The sequence below is a fragment of the Tautonia marina genome (assembly GCF_009177065.1).
Classification (GTDB): Bacteria; Planctomycetota; Planctomycetia; order Isosphaerales; family Isosphaeraceae; genus Tautonia; species Tautonia marina.
Genome location: NZ_WEZF01000006.1, coordinates 36,734 through 59,057, shown reverse-complemented (window position 1 = coordinate 59,057; position 22,324 = coordinate 36,734). Strand labels below are relative to the sequence as shown.

At 61.7% G+C, this 22,324-nt stretch carries 19 protein-coding genes and 1 tRNA gene; 5 read left to right on the top strand and 15 right to left on the bottom strand.

Going from position 1 to position 22,324, the window contains the following annotated elements:
• Window positions 1-93: 93 nt before the first annotated feature.
• Window positions 94-165: transfer RNA gene (locus GA615_RS09045), tRNA-Gly, on the bottom strand.
• A gap of 288 nt (window positions 166-453) precedes the next feature.
• Here GA615_RS09045 and GA615_RS09040 point away from each other — a divergent pair.
• The 3 genes from GA615_RS09040 to GA615_RS09030 all read left to right on the top strand — a co-directional run bounded on the left by GA615_RS09040 (window position 454) and on the right by GA615_RS09030 (window position 3,251).
• Window positions 454-1,134, top strand: coding sequence for an FHA domain-containing protein (locus GA615_RS09040; RefSeq protein WP_152050968.1), 681 nt, complete (start codon window positions 454-456; stop codon window positions 1,132-1,134).
• A 419-nt stretch (window positions 1,135-1,553) separates the two neighbouring features.
• Window positions 1,554-2,390: an XRE family transcriptional regulator gene (locus GA615_RS09035; protein ID WP_152050967.1), complete on the top strand. Its 837-nt coding sequence runs from the start codon at window positions 1,554-1,556 to the stop codon at window positions 2,388-2,390.
• Between the two features lie 108 nt (window positions 2,391-2,498).
• Window positions 2,499-3,251: a hypothetical protein gene (locus GA615_RS09030; RefSeq protein ID WP_152050966.1), complete on the top strand. Its 753-nt coding sequence runs from the start codon at window positions 2,499-2,501 to the stop codon at window positions 3,249-3,251.
• Window positions 3,252-3,294: 43 nt separating this feature from the next.
• On the opposite strand, the gene GA615_RS09025 is transcribed toward GA615_RS09030, so the two are convergent.
• From GA615_RS09025 to GA615_RS09005, 5 genes are all read right to left on the bottom strand, one after another.
• Window positions 3,295-3,498 (bottom strand): carbon storage regulator, encoded by a 204-nt coding sequence (locus tag GA615_RS09025; RefSeq protein WP_152050965.1) that lies wholly within the window; start codon window positions 3,496-3,498, stop codon window positions 3,295-3,297.
• Window positions 3,499-3,633: 135 nt separating this feature from the next.
• Window positions 3,634-4,758 carry a hypothetical protein gene (locus GA615_RS09020; RefSeq protein ID WP_152050964.1) on the bottom strand — a complete coding sequence of 375 codons (1,125 nt, stop codon included), beginning with the start codon at window positions 4,756-4,758 and terminating at the stop codon, window positions 3,634-3,636.
• Between the two features lie 11 nt (window positions 4,759-4,769).
• A complete protein-coding gene (locus GA615_RS09015; RefSeq protein ID WP_161602245.1) occupies window positions 4,770-5,657 on the bottom strand; it encodes a phytoene/squalene synthase family protein in 888 nt (295 codons plus the stop codon).
• 27 nt (window positions 5,658-5,684) lie between these two features.
• Entirely contained in the window at window positions 5,685-7,241 is a 1,557-nt protein-coding gene (locus tag GA615_RS09010; RefSeq protein WP_201750146.1) for a phytoene desaturase, read from the bottom strand.
• Window positions 7,242-7,347: 106 nt separating this feature from the next.
• Window positions 7,348-8,466, bottom strand: a complete 1,119-nt coding sequence (locus GA615_RS09005; RefSeq protein ID WP_152050962.1) for a polyprenyl synthetase family protein — start codon at window positions 8,464-8,466, stop codon at window positions 7,348-7,350.
• Between the two features lie 364 nt (window positions 8,467-8,830).
• Here GA615_RS09005 and typA point away from each other — a divergent pair, with 364 nt between their 5' ends.
• Complete coding sequence (gene typA, locus GA615_RS09000) at window positions 8,831-10,669, top strand: translational GTPase TypA (protein ID WP_152050961.1); 1,839 nt, start codon at window positions 8,831-8,833, stop codon at window positions 10,667-10,669.
• A 25-nt stretch (window positions 10,670-10,694) separates the two neighbouring features.
• Complete coding sequence (locus tag GA615_RS08995) at window positions 10,695-11,093, top strand: ACT domain-containing protein (RefSeq protein ID WP_152050960.1); 399 nt, start codon at window positions 10,695-10,697, stop codon at window positions 11,091-11,093.
• 28 nt (window positions 11,094-11,121) lie between these two features.
• Here GA615_RS08995 and GA615_RS08990 read toward each other — a convergent pair whose 3' ends face one another.
• The 9 genes from GA615_RS08990 to GA615_RS08950 form a co-directional block, all read right to left on the bottom strand.
• Window positions 11,122-11,967: a sugar phosphate isomerase/epimerase family protein gene (locus tag GA615_RS08990; protein WP_152050959.1), complete on the bottom strand. Its 846-nt coding sequence runs from the start codon at window positions 11,965-11,967 to the stop codon at window positions 11,122-11,124.
• A gap of 65 nt (window positions 11,968-12,032) precedes the next feature.
• Window positions 12,033-13,181 (bottom strand): Gfo/Idh/MocA family protein, encoded by a 1,149-nt coding sequence (locus tag GA615_RS08985; RefSeq protein WP_152050958.1) that lies wholly within the window; start codon window positions 13,179-13,181, stop codon window positions 12,033-12,035.
• A 641-nt stretch (window positions 13,182-13,822) separates the two neighbouring features.
• Window positions 13,823-14,875, bottom strand: coding sequence for a sugar phosphate isomerase/epimerase family protein (locus GA615_RS08980; protein ID WP_152050957.1), 1,053 nt, complete (start codon window positions 14,873-14,875; stop codon window positions 13,823-13,825).
• A gap of 70 nt (window positions 14,876-14,945) precedes the next feature.
• Window positions 14,946-15,641, bottom strand: a complete 696-nt coding sequence (locus GA615_RS08975) for a Uma2 family endonuclease (protein WP_152050956.1) — start codon at window positions 15,639-15,641, stop codon at window positions 14,946-14,948.
• Window positions 15,641-16,321, bottom strand: a complete 681-nt coding sequence (locus GA615_RS08970; RefSeq protein WP_152050955.1) for a hypothetical protein — start codon at window positions 16,319-16,321, stop codon at window positions 15,641-15,643. The genes GA615_RS08975 and GA615_RS08970 overlap by 1 nt, the downstream gene beginning before the upstream one ends.
• Before the next feature lie 26 nt (window positions 16,322-16,347).
• A complete protein-coding gene (locus GA615_RS08965) occupies window positions 16,348-17,583 on the bottom strand; it encodes a hypothetical protein (RefSeq protein ID WP_152050954.1) in 1,236 nt (411 codons plus the stop codon).
• A 151-nt stretch (window positions 17,584-17,734) separates the two neighbouring features.
• Window positions 17,735-19,834, bottom strand: coding sequence for an ArnT family glycosyltransferase (locus tag GA615_RS08960; protein WP_161602244.1), 2,100 nt, complete (start codon window positions 19,832-19,834; stop codon window positions 17,735-17,737).
• Between the two features lie 71 nt (window positions 19,835-19,905).
• Window positions 19,906-21,444 carry a xylulokinase gene (gene xylB, locus GA615_RS08955; RefSeq protein WP_152050952.1) on the bottom strand — a complete coding sequence of 513 codons (1,539 nt, stop codon included), beginning with the start codon at window positions 21,442-21,444 and terminating at the stop codon, window positions 19,906-19,908.
• On the bottom strand, window positions 21,441-22,295 hold the full coding sequence (locus GA615_RS08950; protein WP_235905258.1) for an MBL fold metallo-hydrolase: 855 nt from the start codon (window positions 22,293-22,295) through the stop codon (window positions 21,441-21,443). The genes xylB and GA615_RS08950 overlap by 4 nt, the downstream gene beginning before the upstream one ends.
• Window positions 22,296-22,324: the final 29 nt, after the last annotated feature.

Genomic DNA, 22,324 nt, shown 5'->3' with positions numbered 1-22,324 from the left:
GGGGCAACTTTCGGGATACCCCGTCCAACCCGATCTGCTCGAGCGTCGGCCGCCAGCCCGGGGGTCGGTGATGGTGCTACCAATAAAAAAAGGAGCGGGAGATGGGATTTGAACCCACGACAACCACGTTGGCAACGTGGTGCTCTACCCCTGAGCTACTCCCGCCCGTCGCCAATCGGCAGGTGAGGCCGATTGGACTCGAATTGTGTGTCCTGCATGAGCAAGACACCAGCACTATATCCAACTGCCCGAGGGGAAAGCAAGAGGGCAGCCCCCGAAACTTTCGATCGGCGTAACGCCCCGGTTTCCCAGGCGGGATTGCCCCCTGATCCAATCGGGTGTTATCCTTTGATAGGGGAAACCCTTACCGAAAAATTCCAATTCTTCGGGGCTCGCATCCTGTTGGCTCGGGGGCTCCAGACCCCTGTGCTCTCGACGCTGAGGTTTTGTCACATGGATTACCAGCTCGTCGTCCTCAAAGGTCGAAGCGCCGCGAAGACTCTCCGTCTGGCCGATGGCGTCACGACGATCGGTCGTCAGGAGGGATGCGAGTTGACCCTGCGGTCCTCCCAGGTGAGCCGCAAGCATTGTCAGCTGTTCGAGAAGAAGGGTCTTCTCCTGGTCAAGGATCTCGGGAGCGCCAACGGCACGTTCGTCAACGGCAAGCGCATCGAGGAGCAGCGGGTGCTGGAACCGGGCGATCTGCTGATGGTCGGCCCCATCGAATTCCGGGTCGAATCCCTCACGGCTGCCGCCGGCTCCGGTGCGGCCGCTCAAGAGGTTGCCTCAGGATCTGGAGCGGGAACCAAGGCGTCCGACACGGCAATCCCCGAACCCGTGGGAGCACCGATCGCCCTCGATGACGATGACGTTCTCGAATTTGTCATTGGTGGCGACGAGGACCAACCTCAGCCAGCGGCCAAGCCCGCCCCTGTCCAACCTGAACCCGCTTCGCCGGCATCCAAACCAGCCCCGAAACCTCAGGCAAGTCCGGCCGCGAAGGCCCCGGCTCCCAAACAAGCCAAGCCAAAAGAGGAACCCAAACAAGAGCCGGCGGCCGAAGACGAAGGAGCCAATGAGGCGATTGCGGAATTTCTGATGGGAATCGAGGTCGATGACGACGATCGCCGGTGACACGGCCGAATGTGAAGGGCGCGACCTTCCCCGCTCCGCTCGGCGAGGTTGCTGCCCCGATCAGTACGCGTTGCAGCCATTGGGATTCGAACTGACTTGCCCTGACACCAATCAACAACTCGAAACATCATCGGCAAGAACTCTTCTCTCGCAGATCGGATGATGCGTTTGGAGACGTGGGCCGCGTCTTCAATGCACGAGAGAGACCGAGTCGACTCTCCAGCCTCGTCGGGGTCGAATCCTCCTTCGAAATCCGAGCGGTGATGCAGCAATGCATCACCACGGCACGGTGCTTTGCTTTACCTTTTCCGATTGCTATACTAAGGTTCTTCAACCAAGTTTGGCACCCGTCCCGCCGCGAGGGAGTCACTTGAATCGTTTCGACCAAGATGGCTCCTTTGGAGGAGGAATCTGCACCGATGGCACGCTGCAAGAGTTCTCCGGAGGTCGTTCGCACCAAGTGTGAACTGGCCAATCGTTTGAAAGAGATTCGAACCGAGCAATATGGCGATCGGGGGGGGCCTGAGCTGGCTCGTCGGCTAAACCTGCCCATTCGCACCTGGTACAACTATGAAACGGGGGTCACGGTCCCCTCGGAGGTCCTTCTTCGTTTCATTGAATTGACGGATGTCGAGCCCCGGTGGCTGCTCCATGGCGAAGGCGCCAAACTTCGACGCAGCCGCCCGATGATGACCGATCGACTCTCGAGTTTGGAGCCCTCCGGCTCGGTGGGTGACCTGCTGCGTCAGGTGCTGACCATGCTGGAGCAGCGTTCGGAGGGAGGCGCGGGTTCGACTCCCATCCTGCCTCGTGGGATCGAACTCGACCAGCAAGCCGATCAGGTGCTCGTTCACGTCGAGGAGATCGAAGGAAGCGAACAAGGCGGCCAGGAAACGTTCAAGACCTTGCCAATGAAGCGTGAATGGCTCGACAAGTCTCGGAATTTCCACTGCCTGAAAGTCCGAGGGACAGCCATGATGCCCGTCCTGGCCGATGGTGCGGTGGTCGGCATCGCGGAACGTCCTGAATCGCCCGAGGTTCTCAACGGGGCTCTCGTTGCGGCTCGAATCGAGGATCGCGTCTTGATTCGATGGCTCCAGGTCGCCGGGCACGTCGTCCTGCTTCGCGCTGAAAATCCCGCCTTCGAGCCCGAGATCGTGCCGACGCGAACCGGCGACGAGAATTCGGACGTGGAGACGATTCCGTTCCGCCGAGTTCTCTGGTCGTGTACCCCCCATGTCGCGCCAGTCTCTTGACAGCCGGGCCGAAACGCTCGACCATTCAGGAGCATTGCAACATCGACCTTCTCGGGGCCATTTCCTCGATCGGCCCCGATCTCCTGCGACCCCCCGCAGAGGTTCCGAATGAGACGCCTCCCGGCCCTCGCGACGTTCTCCGTCCTTTTGCTGCCCGTTCTCGGCTGTGGTTATTCCAGCTACGAGGCGAGACTTGAGGCAACCCAGGGTCGCCTCAAGGACGACATCATCCTCAATCAGCAACTGTATAGTGCAGCTCAGGGAGAATTTGCGGAGAACTCCATTTTCCTCAGAGTCCCTCAAGGGATGGCCCAGCAGCCTGAGTTCGAACTGATTCCCCTGAATCCTGATGCGTTCGAGGTCGCGGCCAGTTTTACCTCGCAGTCTGCGAATGCGAACTACGCCCTGCATGTGCTCGCCCGTCGCGATTCCCAGGAACCGCCGAATCCGGAAGAACCGCCCCGGCCCGCTCGGGGCGATTTCCGATCCGATGTAATCAACGTCCTGGCGCAGGTGTACGGACCTGAGATTACCTCCGCTCCCATCGAGCAGGTGAACAAGACCGTCTGGCCTCGAAGCGACGTGGCCCCGCCCGTGGCGTTCGAACGGCTGACGATGACCGACCGCAACCTGCAACTCATCCACCTGTACTTCTACAAGGAAGAGTCAGGCAACGCGAACTACGAGGCTGCTTTGATCTGGGAATTCCCCTCAGGAGAGGCTCCCACGGCCAGTCCTAATCCCGTGGATCTGACACTCGGCACCTTTGCGGTGGGTCAGCGGGCCGCTTCTCGCTTCAGCGGACGGCCCGATCAAGTGGGAGGGGCCGCCGGCGACGGCGGAGCTGCCGTCGCCTTCTGACGACCCAACCACCTCCGATCGTCCCTTGCCCAGACCGGGCCGTTCACACCTTCGACGGCCTGGTCTGTTTGTGGTTCATGCAAGGGGATCGTTGATCCTTCGCGATCACTTCTTCCCGAACAATGGCCACCTCGGCGGGTGCTTCAATCCCGAGGCGGACCTGTTTCCCTTCCAGGCTGATCACGGTGATCCGCAACTCACTTCCGATCAGGATCCGCTCGGACGGCTTGCGACCCAGTACCAGCATCGATGCCACCTCAATCTGGCTCACGAATTCCGTTGCGTTCCCACGAAACCCGGAAGACCTCCGGGTTCCGTGGCGAGACACTGAAGTGTTCGAGCGAGCAGTCGGAATCGCGGGTCGGTAAGCGACATCAGGGTGTCAAGAACCTGACGATTCGCGGTTCGGATGTTTCAGCCGGTAAGGAATCATCCAGTTGTAGAGTGGATGATTGAGCTTGCCCGTGTCGAGCTGTTCCGCAATGCCGAGCCGATTCGATCGGAACCCGGGACCTCGAAACTCGGCAAGCCACCGCTGATAGAACGGCCCCGAATCAATCGAGTGGTCGATCCAGCGTTGCAGTTTTTGCCCCTGGCCGTCCGTGAAGGTCATGGCCCCGTGATACGGGACGAAGTACCAGTTATTCCAGCGCTGCGAGACGGTGATTTCCGGCTGATCTCGGACGACCTCAGGCTTGCCGTCCCGACAGGAAAGCCAGAGGGAGTGGCCTGGTCCCGTCTTGGGCTGGGCGATGTAATAAATCTCGGTCCGATCTTCATCGTGGACTCGGCCCCACTGCCATTTGGACATCGCCAGCGACAGTTCTTCCGTCCCGGCGTTGTGGTCGTGATAGCCGCGTCCTCGGAACGTCATCGACGAGCCTCCCGGCCCATCGATCGAAAGGGTTCCTTCGACCCGACAATCGGCCGCCGCCAGAAGCCAGTAGTGCGGCGAGCCTTCACCGCCCAGGTTGATTTCGAACGGCACGGTTCCGGCCGCGGGGCGAAAGCGGAGGTCGGCGAGAATCCGACGGGTGGGGTCCCAGTCAGGCGCATCGACCACGATCCGGTATCCATCAGCATCACGCTCGATCCGAGACCCGCCAATCGACACGCGGAACGGATCGGCGTCGTGTGCAAAGTCGTTTCGTCGATGACCATTGAGCGCGTAGGCCTGGGCACGATGACCGGGGTTGCCTCGCCCTCTGCGCTTCACGCTGGCACCGTGGGGTCGATACCAGCTGAAGGCCACCCCGCAATGATCAAGCGGATGGGGAGCCGGGGAATTCTTCGGATTCAGAAGATGACGCTTGGCCGCCGTCCCATAGGCCGGATTGAACGGCAAGCCGGCAAAAAAGATGACCACCAGGGCATCCTGGCCGTCATCGCTGATGGCATCGAAATACCACCACTCCTGCGAGCCGGGAGCTTGAAGATTGAAGAAGCGATCGGGGTCGAGGGCCGGATCGTGAGGGGTCGGGCGGGGAGACGGGGTGATGACGGACACGGTTGGTACTCTCAGCTCCAGGAACGTCGCAAAGTTTCGCCGATCGTCTCTCGTTGACAGGCTGCCAGCAACCGGAGCTTGCGTGAGGTTGAGACGTGGGCTCGGGTCTGAAAGACGTCATAATCGAGTCGCTCGATCTCGTCGAGGATGCCGCCATAAAGCCGTCCCATGACTCGGACCGTCAGGCGGCTGGCCATACCGATCAGGAACGGGATGCCCTGTTCAGCTTCGGCGTACGCTTCTCTGGCCCGATCGATCTGGAACCGCATGAAGGCCCGAAACGAGTCATCAACACGCTGTTCGGCCAACTGTTCCTCTGAGACGCCGAATCGGGCCAGCTCATCTTGAGGCAGGTAGATGCGGCCCCGTTCGAGATCTTCTCGGACATCTCGGAGGATGTTGGTCAATTGCATCGCCCGACCAAGTGCGAGCGCATGAGGCAGGCAGCATTCGTCACGATACCCGAACACGAGCGTCATCATCAACCCAACGACCCCGGCCACTCGATAGCAATACAGGTCAAGGGCGGGATAGTCCGGATAACGATCCTCGGTCAGATCCATCGCCATCCCGTCCAGCAGGTCGTCGAACAGCCGTCGGGGAATCGCTCGATCGCGCAGCGTCTTCCGAAACGCCAGAACTCCCGAGGGTGCCGGGGCCTCTGAGTAGGCTACTGCCAGCACACCTCGGACGTGATCGAGACGCCGCGACGCGTCGTCAAAGTCCGCCGCCTCATCCACTGCGTTATCGGCCCACCGGCAAAAGCCATAAACCGCGTAAGCGTGCCGACGGATCTCACGCGGCAAGCAATGTGAGGCAAAGAAGAACGTTTTGGCGTAGTGTCGGGTGATGCGTCGGCAGCGCCGTTCTCCGATCGCCTGGTCGAGAGAGCCGGTCATGTTCGAATCCATCCACCCCTCATCACCCTAAACCGATCGTTTGACCGGCGGAATCCAGTGATCGAGCACCTTGGCACTGCTGACCACGCCGGGAAGACCCGCCCCCGGATGGGTTCCTGCTCCGACAAAATAGAGGCCCTCCACATCTTCGCTCTTGTTGTGGGGTCGGAACCAGGCCGATTGCGTCAGGACCGGCTCGAACTGGAAGGCTGTTCCCATGTAAGCATCGAGCTGCGTCTCAAAATCCTTCGGCGTGAAGATCCTTTGGGTGACGAGGTGCTTCCGGACATCCGGCAAGAGGTGCTCTTTCTCCATCGAAGCAAGGATGCGGTCAGCGTAATCCTCCTTGATGGCGTCCCAGTCTTGACCGCCGCCGAGGTGAGGCACAGGACTCAGCACATAAAACCCCTCGCAACCGGGAGGTGCCAGGCTCGGGTCGGTCCGTGTGGGGGCGTGAAGGTAGAGCGAAAAGTCATCGGCCACGATCTTGCGGTCAAAAATATCGCGCAACAGCCCTTCGTAGCGCGGACCGAGGAGAATGGAGTGGTGCGGCATGTGGTCGTAGGTCCGATTCGTGCCGAAGTAGATCACGAACAGGCTCATGGCGTACCGCATCCGTTCCAGCCGCCGGTCGGTCCACTTGCGCCGATGTTCGGGGCGGATCAGCTTGCGATAGGTATTCGCCACATCACCATTGGAAACCACCACCTCGGCGTCAAACCGGCGACCGTCGGCCAGGCGGACACGCCGGGCTTGACCGTTCTCGACCTCGATCTCCTCGACCCGAGCATTCAACTCAATCTGACCGCCGATGTCCTGAAACATGCGGACGAGGCCGTTGACCAGGGCTCCCGTCCCTCCCATCGCAAAGTGGACGCCCCAGGTCTTCTCCAGGTAGTGAATCATCGCGTAAATCGACGACGATCGCAGCGGATTACCCCCAATCAGCAGCGGCTCGAACGACAGGGCAATCCGCAGATGCGGATCCTGAATAAACTGCGAAACGCGGCGAAACACCGGCACTTCGGCCCGCAGCTTAATCAGGTCGGGAGCGACCTTGGCCATCTCCCAGACACTGTGAAACGAGTGATGGGCCAGGTCGGAAAAGGCCCGGTCGAACACGCGGCGAGTGTAATCCGCAAAGCGCCGATACCCTTCCACGTCCGCAGGGTTGAACTTACGAATCTCCGCCTCGAACCGCTCGGGATCGCCGACGTAGTCGAACGTCATCCCATCATCAAAGTAAATACGATAATACGGGTCGCAAGGAACGATTGAGACGTAGTCACTGAGCCGTTTTCCGGCAACCTCCGCCAGTTCGTCGAAGATGAACGGCACGGTGATGATGGTGGGGCCGGCATCGAAGATGAAGCCTTCATCCTCGAAAACATAAGCACGACCGCCAGGCTTATCCCGCATCTCAAGAATGGTCGTGCAATACCCCTTGGCCTGCAGGCGAATTGCCGCAGCCAGGCCACCGAAGCCGCTCCCGATCACCACCGCTTTCGGACGCGAGTCGCCCGTGTCAGGACGATCCGCCGATGCCACATTCGGATCAATCGAGGCAGACACTCCCATACTCATCGCTCAGAAACCTCGACCTAAGGGCGAACGTGGCCCAGCCAGGAAGGGGGAAACGGATTGGACCGTGACGAAGGATCTGGAATCACGCGGAGGCCATCGCTGCCTGTCAATTCGCAACGGCACTCGGGGAAGGGCTCGGAACACCACCCGGCAGCAGGTCGACCAGGGCCAGGAACGATCGGCGCTGAATGGGATCAAGCGGAGACTCCAGAAGGGTGGCGTGGGCCTCCTCCTGAAGCGATCGCAAACGATCTTCGCACGCATCGATTGCGCCACTCTCGCGGATCAGGTGGTCGAGCCGTCGGCGACGATCCAGCGTCGGCGGACTCCCCAGGGCTCGCTCCAGATCCAGTCTGCCTGTAGAGGAAAGCCGTTGGTAGGCTGTCCAGAGCAGTAGGGTGCGCTTCCCACCGTCGAGGTCGGGGTGATCTCCTTCGTCGGGACCGATGGTCATGGCGTCGAGATCATTGCGGATCTGATACCCCAGGCCCAGCAAATCGCCATACCGATCCAGTGCCCGCCAGACAGCTCTGGGGGCCTGCGCGAGCATCGCGCCCAGGACCAGAGGGCCCGAGATACTGTAGCGAGCCGTTTTCCGGACATAAGCCTCAACAATCTGACCTTCCGTCATGCCCTCAAGCGGACGATCGTCGTAGAGAACATCGAGCGCTTCACCGAGCCCCGTTTCAAGGAGCATGTCCGACAGCAACGATTGGATTTGAAGCACGACCGTCGGATCAATTCCCGACCGGCTCACCATCCGCATCCCAAGGGCGAACATCAGGTCGCCACCGAGCAAGGCCAGGTCACGCCCCAGTTTCCGGGCGCGATCCGAGTCGGGGCGATCATGCTCCCTCCGCAACGCCTCGTGCAAGGCATCCTGGTCTCGCCGGACCACGCTCTCATCGATCAGGTCATCGTGAACCAGCATGAACGCGTGGAACAGTTCCAGACTGCTCGCCACTTGCCAGACTGGTCTCGGTGGCGTTTCATCAGCCCCCGACACGATCCGGTAACTTGCCAGGCAAAGCCGCGGACGAATGCGTTTTCCGCCGTTGAGAACACACTCGCACATTCGTTCGTACAAACTGACGAGATGGGTGTTGCCAAGATACCTTCGCCGCGACTCGGCGAGGAACTCGTGAAGAGACCGGTCGATCCGATCACGATCGCTCGGTGGCGCGAGCCAATCAATGACCGGGGAGGGGCGGGCGACCTCGATCACGGGAACTCCTCGGCTCGAAGGCGTTGAGAGACGATAATGGCACGTGTCGATCAGCCCCCCTTCGGGCCGATCGCGAGTCACATCTCTCTGGAAGGAACCGACGGGCAGAGAGGCCCCTTCCAGTCTGGCGTCATTGTAGGCAACCGTGCAGCCCCCAAATCGGACCCGGGGGATTGTTCAAGAACTCCGAGTCCACCGAGATTCTCCGCGGACCTCTGTGAATGGTGAACGAAGCCCACCCGGTCGGCCTTGTCGGAAGACCGTTGCAAACCGTATTGTGAGGGTGCACGCGCCGATTCCATTTCTTCCTCGCCAACCCTCCCAACCGCCGACCCAGCCCCCCCTCCGGAAGATTTCCACGAACATGACCCGACGCGACGATATCCGAAACGTGGCCATCATCGCCCACGTCGACCACGGGAAGACCACCCTGGTCGATGCCATGCTCCGCCAGTCGGGCTCGTTCCGTGAGAACCAGCTCATGGGCGACTGCATCCTCGACTCCAACGACCTGGAGCGCGAGCGAGGCATCACCATTCTCGCCAAGAATATCGCCATCGGCTACGGCGCGACGAAGATCAATATCATCGACACTCCCGGCCACGCCGACTTCGGCGGTGAGGTCGAGCGTACCCTGCAGATGGCCGACGGCTGCCTCCTGCTGGTCGACTCGTTCGAAGGACCAATGCCGCAGACCAAGTTCGTCCTGCGCAAGGCCTTTGCCAACAAGCTCCGGCCGATCGTCGTCGTCAACAAGATCGACCGGCCCGACGCCCGACCGCTTGAAGTGCTCGACGAGGTCTTCGAAGCCTTCATCGAGCTGGGAGCCGATGATCTCCAGCTCGACTTCCCCTACCTGTTCGCCTCGGGCCGATCGGGCTACGCCTCGCACGACCCCGAGGCCCGATCCGGCGACATTCGCCCGCTGCTCGACCTGATCGTCGAAAAGATCCCCGGCCCCGAGGTCAACGCCGACGGCCCCCTGAAGATGCTCTGTACGACGCTCGACTTCTCCGAGTACGTCGGCCGGATCGCCATTGGCCGGATCGCCTCGGGAACCGTCAAGAAGGGGCAATCGGCCTCGCTGGTGAAGGCCGGCGCCAAGGTCGTCCCGAGCACGGTCAATCAGGTCCTCGTCTTCGACAAGCTCGGCCGGGTCGAGGTCGAATCCGCCTCGGCCGGCGACCTCGTCGCCCTGGTCGGCCTGCCGGCGGTGGACATCGGCGACACGATCGCCTCGGCCGACGACCCGACCCCCTTGCCTCGCATCGAGGTCGACGAGCCGACCCTCAGCATGTTCTTCACGATCAACGACTCCCCGTTGACCGGCGAAGGGGAATACCTGACCTCCCGCCACCTCAAGGACCGCCTCGACCGCGAATTGCAATCGAACGTCGCGCTCCGCGTCGAGCCGACCGAGGACCGGGACTCGTTCATGGTCTCCGGTCGAGGTCTGCTCCACCTTTCCGTCCTCATCGAGACAATGCGACGCGAGGGGTACGAGCTGTCCGTCGGCAAGCCCGAGGTCGTCACCAAGATGATCGACGGCGTCAAGCACGAGCCGTACGAGTACCTCGTCATCGACGTCCCCCAGGAGCACCGCGGCCCGGCCATGGAACTGGTCGGCAACCGTCGGGGCGAGCTGCTGAACATGGACCTGAAGGGCACCTACGCCCACATGGAATTCGTCATCCCCGCCCGTGGCCTGCTCGGCCTCCGCACCCGGTTACTGAGCGCCACCCAGGGCGAGGCGATCATGCACCACAACTTCCACGAATTCCGCCCGTTCCGCGGCGACATTCCCCGCCGTCCGAACGGCGTGATGATCAGCAACTGCCGAGGCCAGGCGATCGCCTTCGCCCTCGACGGCCTCCAGCAGCGCGGCGTGATGTTCGTCGCCCCCGGAGACGAGGTCTACGAAGGCATGATCGTCGCCGAGCATGCCCGGGATAACGACCTCGTCGTCAACCCGAGCAAGGAGAAGAAGCTCACCAACATGCGGGCCTCCGGCTCCGACAAGAACATCCTGCTGAAGCCCCCCCGCGAGCTGACCCTCGAAATCGCTCTCGAATACATCGAGGACGACGAGCTTGTCGAGGTCACCCCCTCCAAGATCCGCCTCCGGAAGAAGGAACTCCGCGAGGAAGACCGCAAGCGAGCCGAGCGTTCCTCCAAGGACCGCAAGAAGGCCGTCGGGGCGTGAACAACGCGTGTCCACGGGATGACCGATGACCGCTCATCGCTTGACCCTATTTCTCCACCAGGACAATTACGCCGTCGCCCGGGTCGACCCGGGTGACGGTTGTCCCGACTGGCCCGCGGCGAGGTCCGGAACCCTTTGCTCGCAAACCTGGACCGACCGAGAGCTGTCGATCGTCTGCCCTGCTGATCGCGTTCCAGCCCACGTCAACGCCGAGCGCGGATGGCGACTCCTTGAGGTCGAAGGCCCCCTGCCCTTTGAACTGACCGGAGTCCTTGCCTCAATCGCCGGCCCACTGGCCGAGGACGAGGTCAATCTGTTCGTCGTCTCCAGTTTCGAGACGGATTACGTGCTTGTGCCCGATCGGTTCCTTGACCGGGCAATCGCGGCCCTCCTCCAGGCCGGTCATGAGGTCCGAACCCTCTGACCAGCCCGGGACGTGGGATGGTTGGCCCTCAGCCCCCTGTTCGCTGCTTGATGAACGCGAGCCCTTCGCGGCAGAGGCCCATCGGGTCTGGGAACAGATCGCGCCAAACGCGGGTGGCGGCGGCCAGGGCGGGCAAGGCCCGGCCGAAGGCCTCGATCGTGTACCAACGGTCGAAGCCAACGTCCTTGAGGCCCGAGAAATAACCATCCCAGTCCACCTGACCGGTGCCGGGTGTCCCTCGGTCGTTCTCGGAGACGTGGGCGTGGATGATCCGGTTCCCGCAGGAGCCGATCGCCGCCTTCTGGGCTTTTTCCTCGATATGAGCGTGAAAGCTGTCGTACATCATCCCACACGACGGATGGCCGACAGCGTCGACGAACCTTGCCATCTGCTGAGCGGTGGTCAGGAAGTAATTCTCGAAGCGATTGAGGTATTCACAGGCGAGCAAGACTCCGTGGCCCTGCGCTTTCTCGGAGACCTTCTGCAGGGTGTCAACGCCACGCTTGAATTCTTCCTCCGTGGGAGCCTCACCGGAAAACTGACCCAGGGCCGAGTGAATCGGCCCGCACAGGACTTCCGCCCCACTCGCCGCGCAACAGGCCAAGACACCGTCAAGGTGCTGAATTGCCGCGTTTCGAACCCCGGCATCGGGTGAAATCGGGTTCGCCTCAGGCGACATCACTGTGACCGCCGTTGCGCCGAGTCCGAGATCCTTTAATCGCTTGCCGAGCCGCTCGTAGGGCGCGGTGTCGGCCCCGTTGAAGATCGGGATCTCGACGCCGTCGAACCCCATCGCCTTCAATTCTTCCAGGAGTGGGTCATGCTCGGGCGTCACGGTATCGGCCCAGAGCAAGAGGTTCATCCCGATCTTCATCGCGGTCGTTCCCCTCAGAATTCCTGACACTCAGAACGTGTGGTTGCGGAAAGATGATTCACTGCTCAGACCGGCACCACATCTTCCCACTTCCGCTGTTCGGCCGAGTCGAGGACGGCATCGCAGACCGCCTGTGTGGCCAGAGCATCGCGGAAGGTCGGGGGGCAGGGCTTGCCCTGGGCGGCGCAGTCGAGGAAATCGGCGAACTGGTGAATGAAGGTGTGTTCATAGCCAATCTGAAGGCCGGGAACCCACCAGTGTTTCATGTAGGGCATGTCGCCGTCGGTAATGTGGACCGATCGCCAACCCCGGACGAGGGAATCGTCTCGGTGGTCGAAGTATTCCAGGCGGTGCAGGTCGTGCAGATCCCAGCGGATGGAGGCGTGCTCGCCATTGATCTCAAACGTGTAGAGGGCCTTGTGCCCCCGAGCGTAGCGCGTGGACTCGAACAGGCCGAGGGACCCGTTCTCAAAGTGGCAAAGGAAGGCGCAAGCGTCGTCGATCCCGACCTTCTCGACCTTCCCGGTCAGGCTATGCTTGCGCTCCTTGATGAATGTTTCGGTCATCGCGGAGACGTCGGTGATCTTCCCATTCAGCCACAAGGCCGTGTCGATACAATGTGCGAGCAGGTCACCCGTCACACCTGATCCGGCGGCAGCCGCGTCGAGCCGCCAGAGTGCCGCGCCACCCTGCGGCAGATCGGCAGAAATGGTCCAGTCCTGCAGGAAGTTGGCCCGGTAGTGGAAGATCTTGCCGAGCCGCCCCTCGTCGATCAGTTGCTTGGCCAGAGACACGGCCGGAACGCGCCGATAGTTGTACCAGACGGTGTTGGGAACACCGGCTTTCTCGATCGCATCGACCATCTCCTGGCCTTGCTTCAGGTCCATGGCCAGGGGCTTTTCGCAGAGGACCATCTTGCCGGCCTCGGCGGCGGCGATGGCAATTTCGGCGTGAGTGTTGTTGGGCGTGCAGATGTCGATGGCGTCAATGTCGTCTCGGGCAATCAGCTTGCGCCAATCGGTCTCGATCGACTCGTATCCCCAGCGATCGGCGAAGGCCTTGGCGTTGTTGGCGTCGCGTCCGCAAACCGCCTTGAGCACCGGCCGAAGCGGAGGGTCGAAGAACTGGGGAACCTGCTTGTACGCATTCGAATGCGTCCGGCCCATGAAACCGTAGCCGATGATGCCGATGCGGAGGTCTTTCTGTGCGTTCATGAACTGATTACCTCGACGAATCGATCAGGGTTCATCTATCGAGAAACCACTCGATAGGAAAGTTGAAGGATCATTGGTTGACTGTCCCCACTGGCTTCATCTGAACAGCACAACCAATAAGTACAACGCTTGCACCAAATGCACCAACACACAGAACCACGGAATTAGAGATCCATATATATGCTTTTTTCGGCTTTCAGTGTAAAAATGCCCGAGCAAGCTCTCTCGCACTCTAATAGGAAGATCGTTCTCGTATATTTTTTCGCCACCAAAAACTTGTTGTGAAAAGTCTGGATCCTCCGATTTCAACTTTGCCTTTATCCTCTCGACCTCCTGAGCATTATGATAGACTGATACTGCTAGCAGCAAAATTGGCACAAAACAAGAAGCACAAAAAACGAACTGAGAGGCCCGATCATTAATAGAGAAAACTGTCTGTTGAGACAAAATAAAGAATATGATAAAAAAATTAAACCTCTGGTGGCCTACTGTTCCCAAGTATTCCCGCTCTTGCCATAAACTCCAATACCCTTGTTGGCTCATAGTAAATCCAAATTCTAGTATAATTTGAGAGTGAACAAGGAGGAGCGAGCACAGCCAACTGATGGCTGCACTCACTCGCAAATTATTGTAATGGCATTTTAATAACCGTGCTGATCGCGGACGGCGATCATCTTGGCAAGAATATCGTTCCAGGTCTGCGGCTGCATCATCACCGAGTTCGGGAACATGCAGCCGTCCCAGCAAATATGGTCGAACTTCTTGGTGAGGTTGCCGTCCGCGTCTCGCAACCAGAAGCCGGCGTGGTGCGGAATATCAAGTTTTCCGTTCGGATCGTTCGGCAAGCAATGCCGACCGGTGTGATCGTGCGAGCCGGAACCGAACACCGTCGCGTCGTTTTGAGCAACGTGGAAGTCGATCGTCCAGGGACGCAAGGCATCGGTCAGGGTCTTGAGCGCCGCGTCGAGCGCGTTTCGGTCGTCCCAGGCGAAATCCCTGGGCAAAATGCGGTCTTCGGGGGCATTCTCGCCAAGCGTGTAGAGCAAGGTGTGCGCCATGTCGGCCTGGAAGCCGACCGTCTCCGGCTCGCCGACCCGTTCGAGCAGATCGACCATGGTCTTCCAGGAGTGCATCCCTCCCCAGCAGATTTCCCCTTCGGCTGCGAGCCGTTCGCCGTGATCGCGGGCGATGGCCGCGGCCTGCTTGAACGTCTCGGCGATGTTCGCCTGGCTCGTCTCCGGGTCGGCAGCCCATTCGGCAGGCGAGCATGCCGAGTCGATCCGGACAACACCATAAGGACGGACGCCAAGTTCCTTCAGCTTCTTCGCAATTCCACAGGCCTTGCGCACTTGCGTCAGGAATTTTTCACGTCCCTCCCCCGGATCGAGGGCCGGTCCTCCGCCGGTCGGCGGCCAAACGGGAGCGACGACCGAGCCAATCACCAGATTGCGAGAACGGACCTTGTCGGCAAGGGCCTTCAACTCATCCTCGCCGGCGTCGATATCGACATGAGGCGCAAACAGGAACAGGTCAACACCATCGAATTTGATGCCGTCGACCTCGGCCGCGGCGGTCAGGTCGAGCATCGTGTCCAGCTCGATCGGCGGATCGTTCCCTTCGCCTCCTTTGCCAACGACCCCGGGCCAGGCAGCGTTGTGCAGCTTCGGAAACGTATTCGTATGGCCATTGCTCATTGGAAGATTCCTTTGTGGTCGCGGGCAATGCCCGATTCGAAACCTGAAAACACGCTGGCGGATGAATTGCTCATCGAGCCTGGTCCAGCCGGGGACGAATCACCTCGCGGACCCAATCGTTGAGCCGACCAAACCACTCCCCCGCGCCGATCGAATCGGCCAGTCGCAACTGTTCCAGCACGTCGACCGGCCTCAATCCGGGGAGGCCGAGGCTCCGCTCGATCGCCTCGAAGGTCCCATCGTCCTTCCGTCGCCAGAAGGTCACTCGGTCCTTCATCGGGTCGAACCGCCAGACCTCCGGCACGCCAAGCCGCCCCCAGACCTTCAAGGCCTGGTTGGCCGAGTGCGACACCTCGACCTCGATCGCCAGGTCGGGGGGCGGTTGCGAATCCAGGTCGATGTCCAACGCCCCCTTCATCCGCTCGGCGTGCGCCCCGAGATAGAAGGTCTTGTCCCCCTCGACGCCGACCTCCTCGTCGGCCCGCCGATAGGTCGCGGTCCCCGCGTCCTCCCAGTCGATGCCGCACCCTCCGGCAACAATCTTGACAAAATCGCCCAGCCGCTCCGCGAACCAATCGTGCCGCCTCGACGTGACCACGATCTCCAGTCTCCCATCGCAGTAAATGAGTCGTGGATTCGGGCGTTCGCCGATCGCCTCGGAGATGGCGACATACTGATCCCAACCGATCTCGACCAGTTCGACGAACTGGCCGGGGTCGGCGGCACTCGCGGGAGGGTTCGACGTTGGGGTCGAGGTCGCGGCCATCAGGCAAAGTCCTTCGGAGAGGCTTCGTCGGCCTGTTGGAATCGGCGATCGGCGATCGTCTGGCGGAGCAAGAGCTCCACGCGGCGGATCTCGGGAATCTTCTCCAGTCGATAGGTCTCAAACGGATCGACCGTCCCATGCTCGGGGTCGACGACCTTCGGGCCGGATCCTTCGACCGAGAAGGTCAAGGTCCCCAGTTGGTCCGGATACTCGGTTCGGTGGATACTTCCCACAGCCGGCAGATCGATGGTCCGCACCTCGACGCCAAGCCGGTCATACGTCGGTGTCCGAAGGATCACCCGGCGGTTTGTGATCGCGTAGAGGTGCTGCGATCGGGTCCAGCGTTTGTTTCGTTCCGACGCGATCGAGGAGGCGAAAACAATCGCCGAGATGGCCGCGGCAATCCCCAGGAGGATTGCGATGGCGACCAGCCCATCCGGTGTTCTGCCCTGCCGCTCCGCCGAGAACACGTAGCGAAACGCGATGAACGAGCCGGCCGCGAACGTCAGCGTCACGAACAGATTCAGGGCGAACCCCGAGAGCCGAAACGGATCGCGGTGGCTTCGCGCCGCCCAGAGGAGCCGCTCGCCGGGGAGCAGCTCCTCCTTGACGCGTCCTCGGGCATCCTCGTGCAACTCGGCGAGGATGTCCTCGATGTCGGGCGGCTGGGGCTCGTCCATCGACGATCACTCCGGGAGGGATCGGATTAGCTCGCCTTGTACGCCCCGACCTTCGGCAGGTCCTTGTGGACGTTCGGGCCGAAGTAGCGGAGGCTCACAAACGGCTCGCTGCCGGTGTTGGTGAAGGTCACGCCGTCGGCCGCGGCCTTGGCGGTGATGAACACCTCGTCCTTGGTCGTCTCGCCGAAGCGGATGTAGACCGGGCAATCGACCTCCAGCGAGCCGATGGTGCCGCTGCCTTGCGTGACGATCAGGCCCGAGGCACCCGGGTCGGTGATCTTGGTCGAGTAGCCCGGCTCGATCGTCAGTTCGCAGGCGCTGAACAGCTGCTCGCCGTTGATCGTGCCGTAGACGACCCACTTATCCACGTAGCCTCGTCCGGAACCTCCGGAGCGGACGACCGGCTCAAGGTAGTGGTTGTCCTTGAAGTGCTCGTCGACGTTCTGCTCCCAGTCAAGCTGCTCGATCAGGTAGTCGAGATCCTGGTGGTACTCAGGGGGCACGTCCTTGACGAGCAATTCCCAGGGGACCCGGCGGCCTTCGACCATCGACTGATACATGCCGAAGACGTCGGAACCCCACTGTGGCTCGTAGGTCACGAGCGATCCCGGAGCGTGCAACACGCACGGCGGAATCAGCCAGCCGGTGCCGGGCTTCAGGCGATAGGCCTTCGAGTAGTCGAGGATGCCGTTATCCCCTTCGTTCCACCGTTCCAGACAGCGCTTGATGTCGGCCTTGGTCGTGCCGGGCTCAAGTCCCATGAAGGTGTAGGGGAAGTTGTTGCCGGTCCAGTTATGCTGGGGCGGGAAGTAGTAGCTCTCGGGCTTCCCTTCCAGGCCGAGCTTGGCCGCCTGCTCGGCGTTCTGGTGCATGTGGTGCGGGATCGGCCCGAGGTTGTCGAAGAACTTCGAGTAAACGGGCCATTTCTTGTACTTGTCCCACAAGTCCTTGCCGATCATCTCGGCGCCGTGGGAGGCGATCGCGTCGCGGAGGGTGAAGCGGTCTCCCCCTTCGGCCACGACATACGAGAGCCCTTCATCCGGGGGGGCCCCTTCGTTGGCCGCGGGGGTCGTCGAGGCGAACCATCGCTCGTCGATGCCGCCCCGGTGGGTGCCCAGGGCATAGAGGTCTTCGCGAGCCAACTTCAAGCGGCCGCCCGGCATGAGGAACGACCGGGGAACCCAGGTGGGGGCGAGACGAAGAATTCCTTCGCCGTCGTCAAGCGCCTTGCGGGCGCGGGAGTCGATATTCTGATCGCTCATAGAACTCGCACTCTCCAGCAAAGGCCATTGCGCGGCCGAAAGCAGACCATCGCCGGCCCTTGCGATCAAAAGCGGTCGGTGGTGCCTCGCGTCCTCGATGGCAGATAAGGACATTGGTTGTAAACCCCGCGATCGGCCGACGCAAGCACCTTCAGTCACTCAATGGAGCGATCGGCGGTACGCCCGGCTCAACCGGTGCCGATTGCCAGCGTCGGGCCAGGCGAGCCACGTCCGCCTCATCAATCCGATAGAGCAGGATCGAGTAGCCAATCTGACCGATCGGCTCGAGCGTTTCGAAGTACTGAAACGCCCCTCGCCGGGCCGACATCGGTGCCCAACGATCCGGCGCATAAACCCGCCAGGGCAAGCCTCGCATCAACGAAGCACTCACGGCATAAAGCCCCGGCTCCGGTGGTCCGGCGTCCTGCCCCGGACGCTCGGGAAGCGTCCCCGGTATGACCGGCGGCAGGAACCAATCCAGTGGCCTCCCCGATCCAATCGAGGGATCATTGACCTGTGCCCGGATGTTAAACACCTCCGGGTTGATCTGCCCGAAATAGGCAATGCCCACCCGCTCGCCCGGCGCATTGGCCTCAAGCCACTCATATAAGCCGTTGAGGTCTTGTCCCCAGTCGAGATTACTGTCGATCAGATGCTCCGACCCCTGCTTCGCCCCTCCCGACACCCAGTTGAAATAGGCCAGATAGTGCGGGTGAATCATCAAGGACGCCGAGGCTGTCGCCAGCAGTCCGGCACCGATGACTGCGATCGCCCCCTTTCTCGCCCCCCCCTGCAAGCCCGAGGCCCACGGTGCGAGCCTCCCGGCCCCCAGAAAGAGATACGGAACGATCGGCAAGACATAGCGCAAGCCGATTGCAATGTTCGTCCCGAAGCTCATCACCCCAATGACCACCGCCGGGACGACCCAGATGCTCGCTTCATCAACCGCCCTGGCCCGACTCCGCGCCGCCATCGGAATGACAGCGATCGTCAGCAGCATCAACGCCCAGGTCCCTTCCGGCACCTTGTACACGAGCGTCATCAGGTAGTAGTACCACCAGCTTTGGTTGCTCAGCTCACCATCGAGGAAAACGGGGTAGCCCGAAATGGCGTCGGGAGCGATGGACGCATTCAACCAGTCGTCGGCAAACATCATGGCGCGAATGGGAACGCCCTCGGCTTCAAGCTTCTGGTCGTCGAAACCGGAAAGGTAATATTCAGGGAGCGGCACCGGTAGCGATTCGAGAAGGGTCCCCCGGAACCGATTCTCACGGAACTGGAGCACTCCGGCCTTGAGGTCCGGCCCTTGCCGGGTTGGTTCGTTCCGAAACAGCGGTCGAGGCGGGTCACGATCGGTGGTCAAGGTCTGGCAGGTGAACGCGAAATCCCCCAGCTTCTTCCCGGTCCCTTCGAAGCCGTAGCCGACGTTAATGACGAGGAGGCTCAGGGCGACCATTGCCACCCCCTGCACCGCCGACCGAGCAACCCGGCGCCAACGCCCGGCGCGATCCCCGTGCGCCACTTCCTGAATCAACCAGAGCAACGGCCAAAGCCCATAAAGCAAAATCAGACTGAACTTCGTCAGTTGCGCGATCCCAAGCAACAGCCCCGCCGTGATCGTCAGTGCCCAGGTCGGACGCCTCAGGAAATGCCAAAAGGCATACGTCGCGGCAAAACCGATGACCGTGGCTCCCACATCGGTCGTAATCAAACGCGTATGCGCCAGGATGTTCGGACAGAACGTCCAGAGCGTCAAACTGATCAACCCTCCCCAGGCTCCCCAAAGCCGCCGCGACCAGTCAAAGACCACCAGCCCACCGATGACGGCGAAGACCGGCATCATCAACCGGGCCGGAGCCATCAGTTCGAACAATCGAGGCGCGTTAAGCAGCATAAATCCATGAGCAAACGCCGCCTTGTTTGCGTCAGGCCACCCCCAGCGGGCCTCTCGGTAAAGTGGCGCGGTCTCCGGTCCGGCTTGAAGTACCGGTAACGCCGCGATCAGCTTGATCAAAGGCGGATTGTGAGGGTAAAGCCGAAACGTCCCTTGCTCCCAGTAGGTCACCCCGGCAGGCAGGTGGACCACCTCGTCGACCGTCGGGGTCTCCCCAAGCAAGCTCATGACCGCCAGGGACCACTGGAGGACCAGCAGCAGGACGACGATCAGGATCAGTCTCGGGCGAGTGAGGAACGGTCGCGACGACCCGACCTCTGTCGAGGGAGGCGACGACGCCGGGGACAGACTGCGCACGGTCGAAGTTCGGGATGGGCGGGGAGCGGGAGACTTTCGGCGAGGCATTGCGACTCTCCGGGGCGAGGGGGTCAGGAGCCCCGGACGAGGGCATCCATCGCAGCGAATCGCTCCTTCAGATCGCCGTAGAGCCCGCGATAAATCGGGTAGGCCGCGTCGTAGAGCGCCTTCGTCGCAGGATCGACGGGGGTTGTCTCAACCACCTTGATCGTCGCGTCACACGCCTCGGCGACCGAACCATAGGCCCCCGTCCCGACCATCGCCAGCAAGGCCACCCCGAAGGCCGGCCCCTCGCTCGCGTTGATCGTGCACACGTCCTGACCGTAGATGTCGGCCTGAATCTGTTTCCAAAGCGCGTTGCGGGCGCCTCCTCCCGAGAGGCGGATCTGGGTGATCGCCGCCCCCATCTCCCGAATCAGCTCCAGGCTGTCTCGCATGGCATAGGTGGCCCCTTCCAGAACCGATCGGATCATGTGAGCGCGTCCATGACGAACGGTCAGGCCAATCCAGGCGCCTCGGGCGTGCGGATCGAAGTGAGGCGTTCGCTCGCCGGTCAGGTACGGCAGGAAGAACAGGCCTTCGGCTCCGGGTCCCACGGTCGCGGCCTCATCGGTCAGCAGGAAGTACGGATCGACCCCCTGCTCCTTCGCCGCGAGGATTTCCGCCTTCCCCAGCTCGTTGCGGAACCACTGCAACGAGCCACCGGCCGCCAGTACCACTCCCATCACATGCCAGGCTCCCGGCACCGCGTGGCAACCGCGCTGTAAGCGTCCTTCCGGGTCGAAGCCCGCTTCGTCCGTGTGGCAGAAGACGACCCCAGAGGTCCCCATCGTCGCCGAAACGGCTCCCGATCGGACAATCCCGTTGCCGACCGCCCCGGCCGGTTGATCGCCGCCACCGCCGACGATCGGCGTGCCCGGCTTCAAGCCCGTGGCCTCGGCTCCCTTCGCGCTGACCTGGGCCGAAACTTCAAAGCTCTCGAAGCAGTCGGGCAACAGGGAGCGATCGAGGTCGAGCTTCCCGAGCAGCTCATCGCTCCACTTGCGGTTCGCCACGTCGAGCAGCAAGGTGCCCGAGGCGTCGCTCACCTCGGTCGCAAACGTCCCGGAGAGCTTGTAGCGAATGTAATCTTTGGGCAGCAAGACCGTGCGGACTCGCTCCCAGTGTTTCGGCTCGTGGGTGCGAACCCAGAGGAGCTTCGGCGCCGTGAACCCGGTCAAGGCCCGGTTGGCGACCATCCGCACGAGTGCCTCGCGGCCTCCGGCCTTCGCCTCGATCTCGGCGCACTCAGCCCCGGTGCGCTGGTCGTTCCAGAGCAAGGCGGGCCGGACAACCTCGCCATGCTCATCGAGAAAGACCGAGCCGTGCATCTGACCACTCAGGCCGATGCCGGAGATCTCCTCGGGCTTCAGGTTCCCCTTCGCCAGGACCTCTCGAACCGTGGCGATCGTCGCGTCCCACCAGAGGTTGGGGTCCTGTTCCGACCACCCTGGTTTCGGATAGGAGCAAGGATACTCGGCCGAGGCACTTGCGACAATCTCGCCCGACTCGCGAACCGCGAGCGTCTTCGTGCCCGAGGTGCCGATGTCGATTCCCAAGGTGACGCTCACGTCGTGATCTCCCAGCGCTCTCCGCAACGCTTCACCACCGGCTCAACCCCCGCGGTCAGCCCCTTCGCCGCCTCTTCAAACTGACTGATGGGCACGGTATTGAACGTGAACATCTCGTAATGATGCGGCACCAGATACCGCGGCCGGCAGACGTTCGCCAGCTCAACCGCCTCCTCGGCCGACATGTTCCCCGCCACCTTCCGGCGTGGGTCCCAGCCGTTGATTGGCAGAAAGAACGCGTCGAACGGCCCTGGGCCGAGGTTCTCCACCAGGCCATCGTAAACCACTGTATCCCCGCTGTGGTAGAACCTCAGACCATCCACCTCGACTACGAATCCGAGGTACAGGCAGAGCCCCGACGTATCTGTGTCCAGGGCCATATGCGCCGAAGGCAAGGCCCGCACCTTGAACCCGGCCCGTTCGTACTCCCAACCGTTGTCGAGCCCCACCAATCGCTTGCTCGGCAGTCCCAGCTTCTCGCAATGGTGGATGAGCGCTTCCGGGACGCAGAGTTCCGCCTCCGGATTCGCCCCGAGCAAGGGAGAGAGCGTCGCGCCGTCGATATGATCAGTGTGCTTGTGGCTCGCCAGCACGAGGTCGATGCCCGGCAACTCGTTCCCTCGGATCGGACATTCGGTCATCCGGATGTGCGGCTTCTCGGTGTTCGCGTACTTCTCGGTCAACGACTCGGAAAGATACGGGTCGATCACCAAAGTTCCCAACCGAGACTTGTACAGGAACCCACTCTGCCCAAGCCACCAGACGGCCAGCGTCCCCGGCTTGGGCGTCGTTTCCCGGATCTCGGCGGCCAGCTCGGCCCCCTTCTTGATCGGCTGAATCAGTTCAGACATCAGCATGCTCGCTTAAGTGAACGCATCGG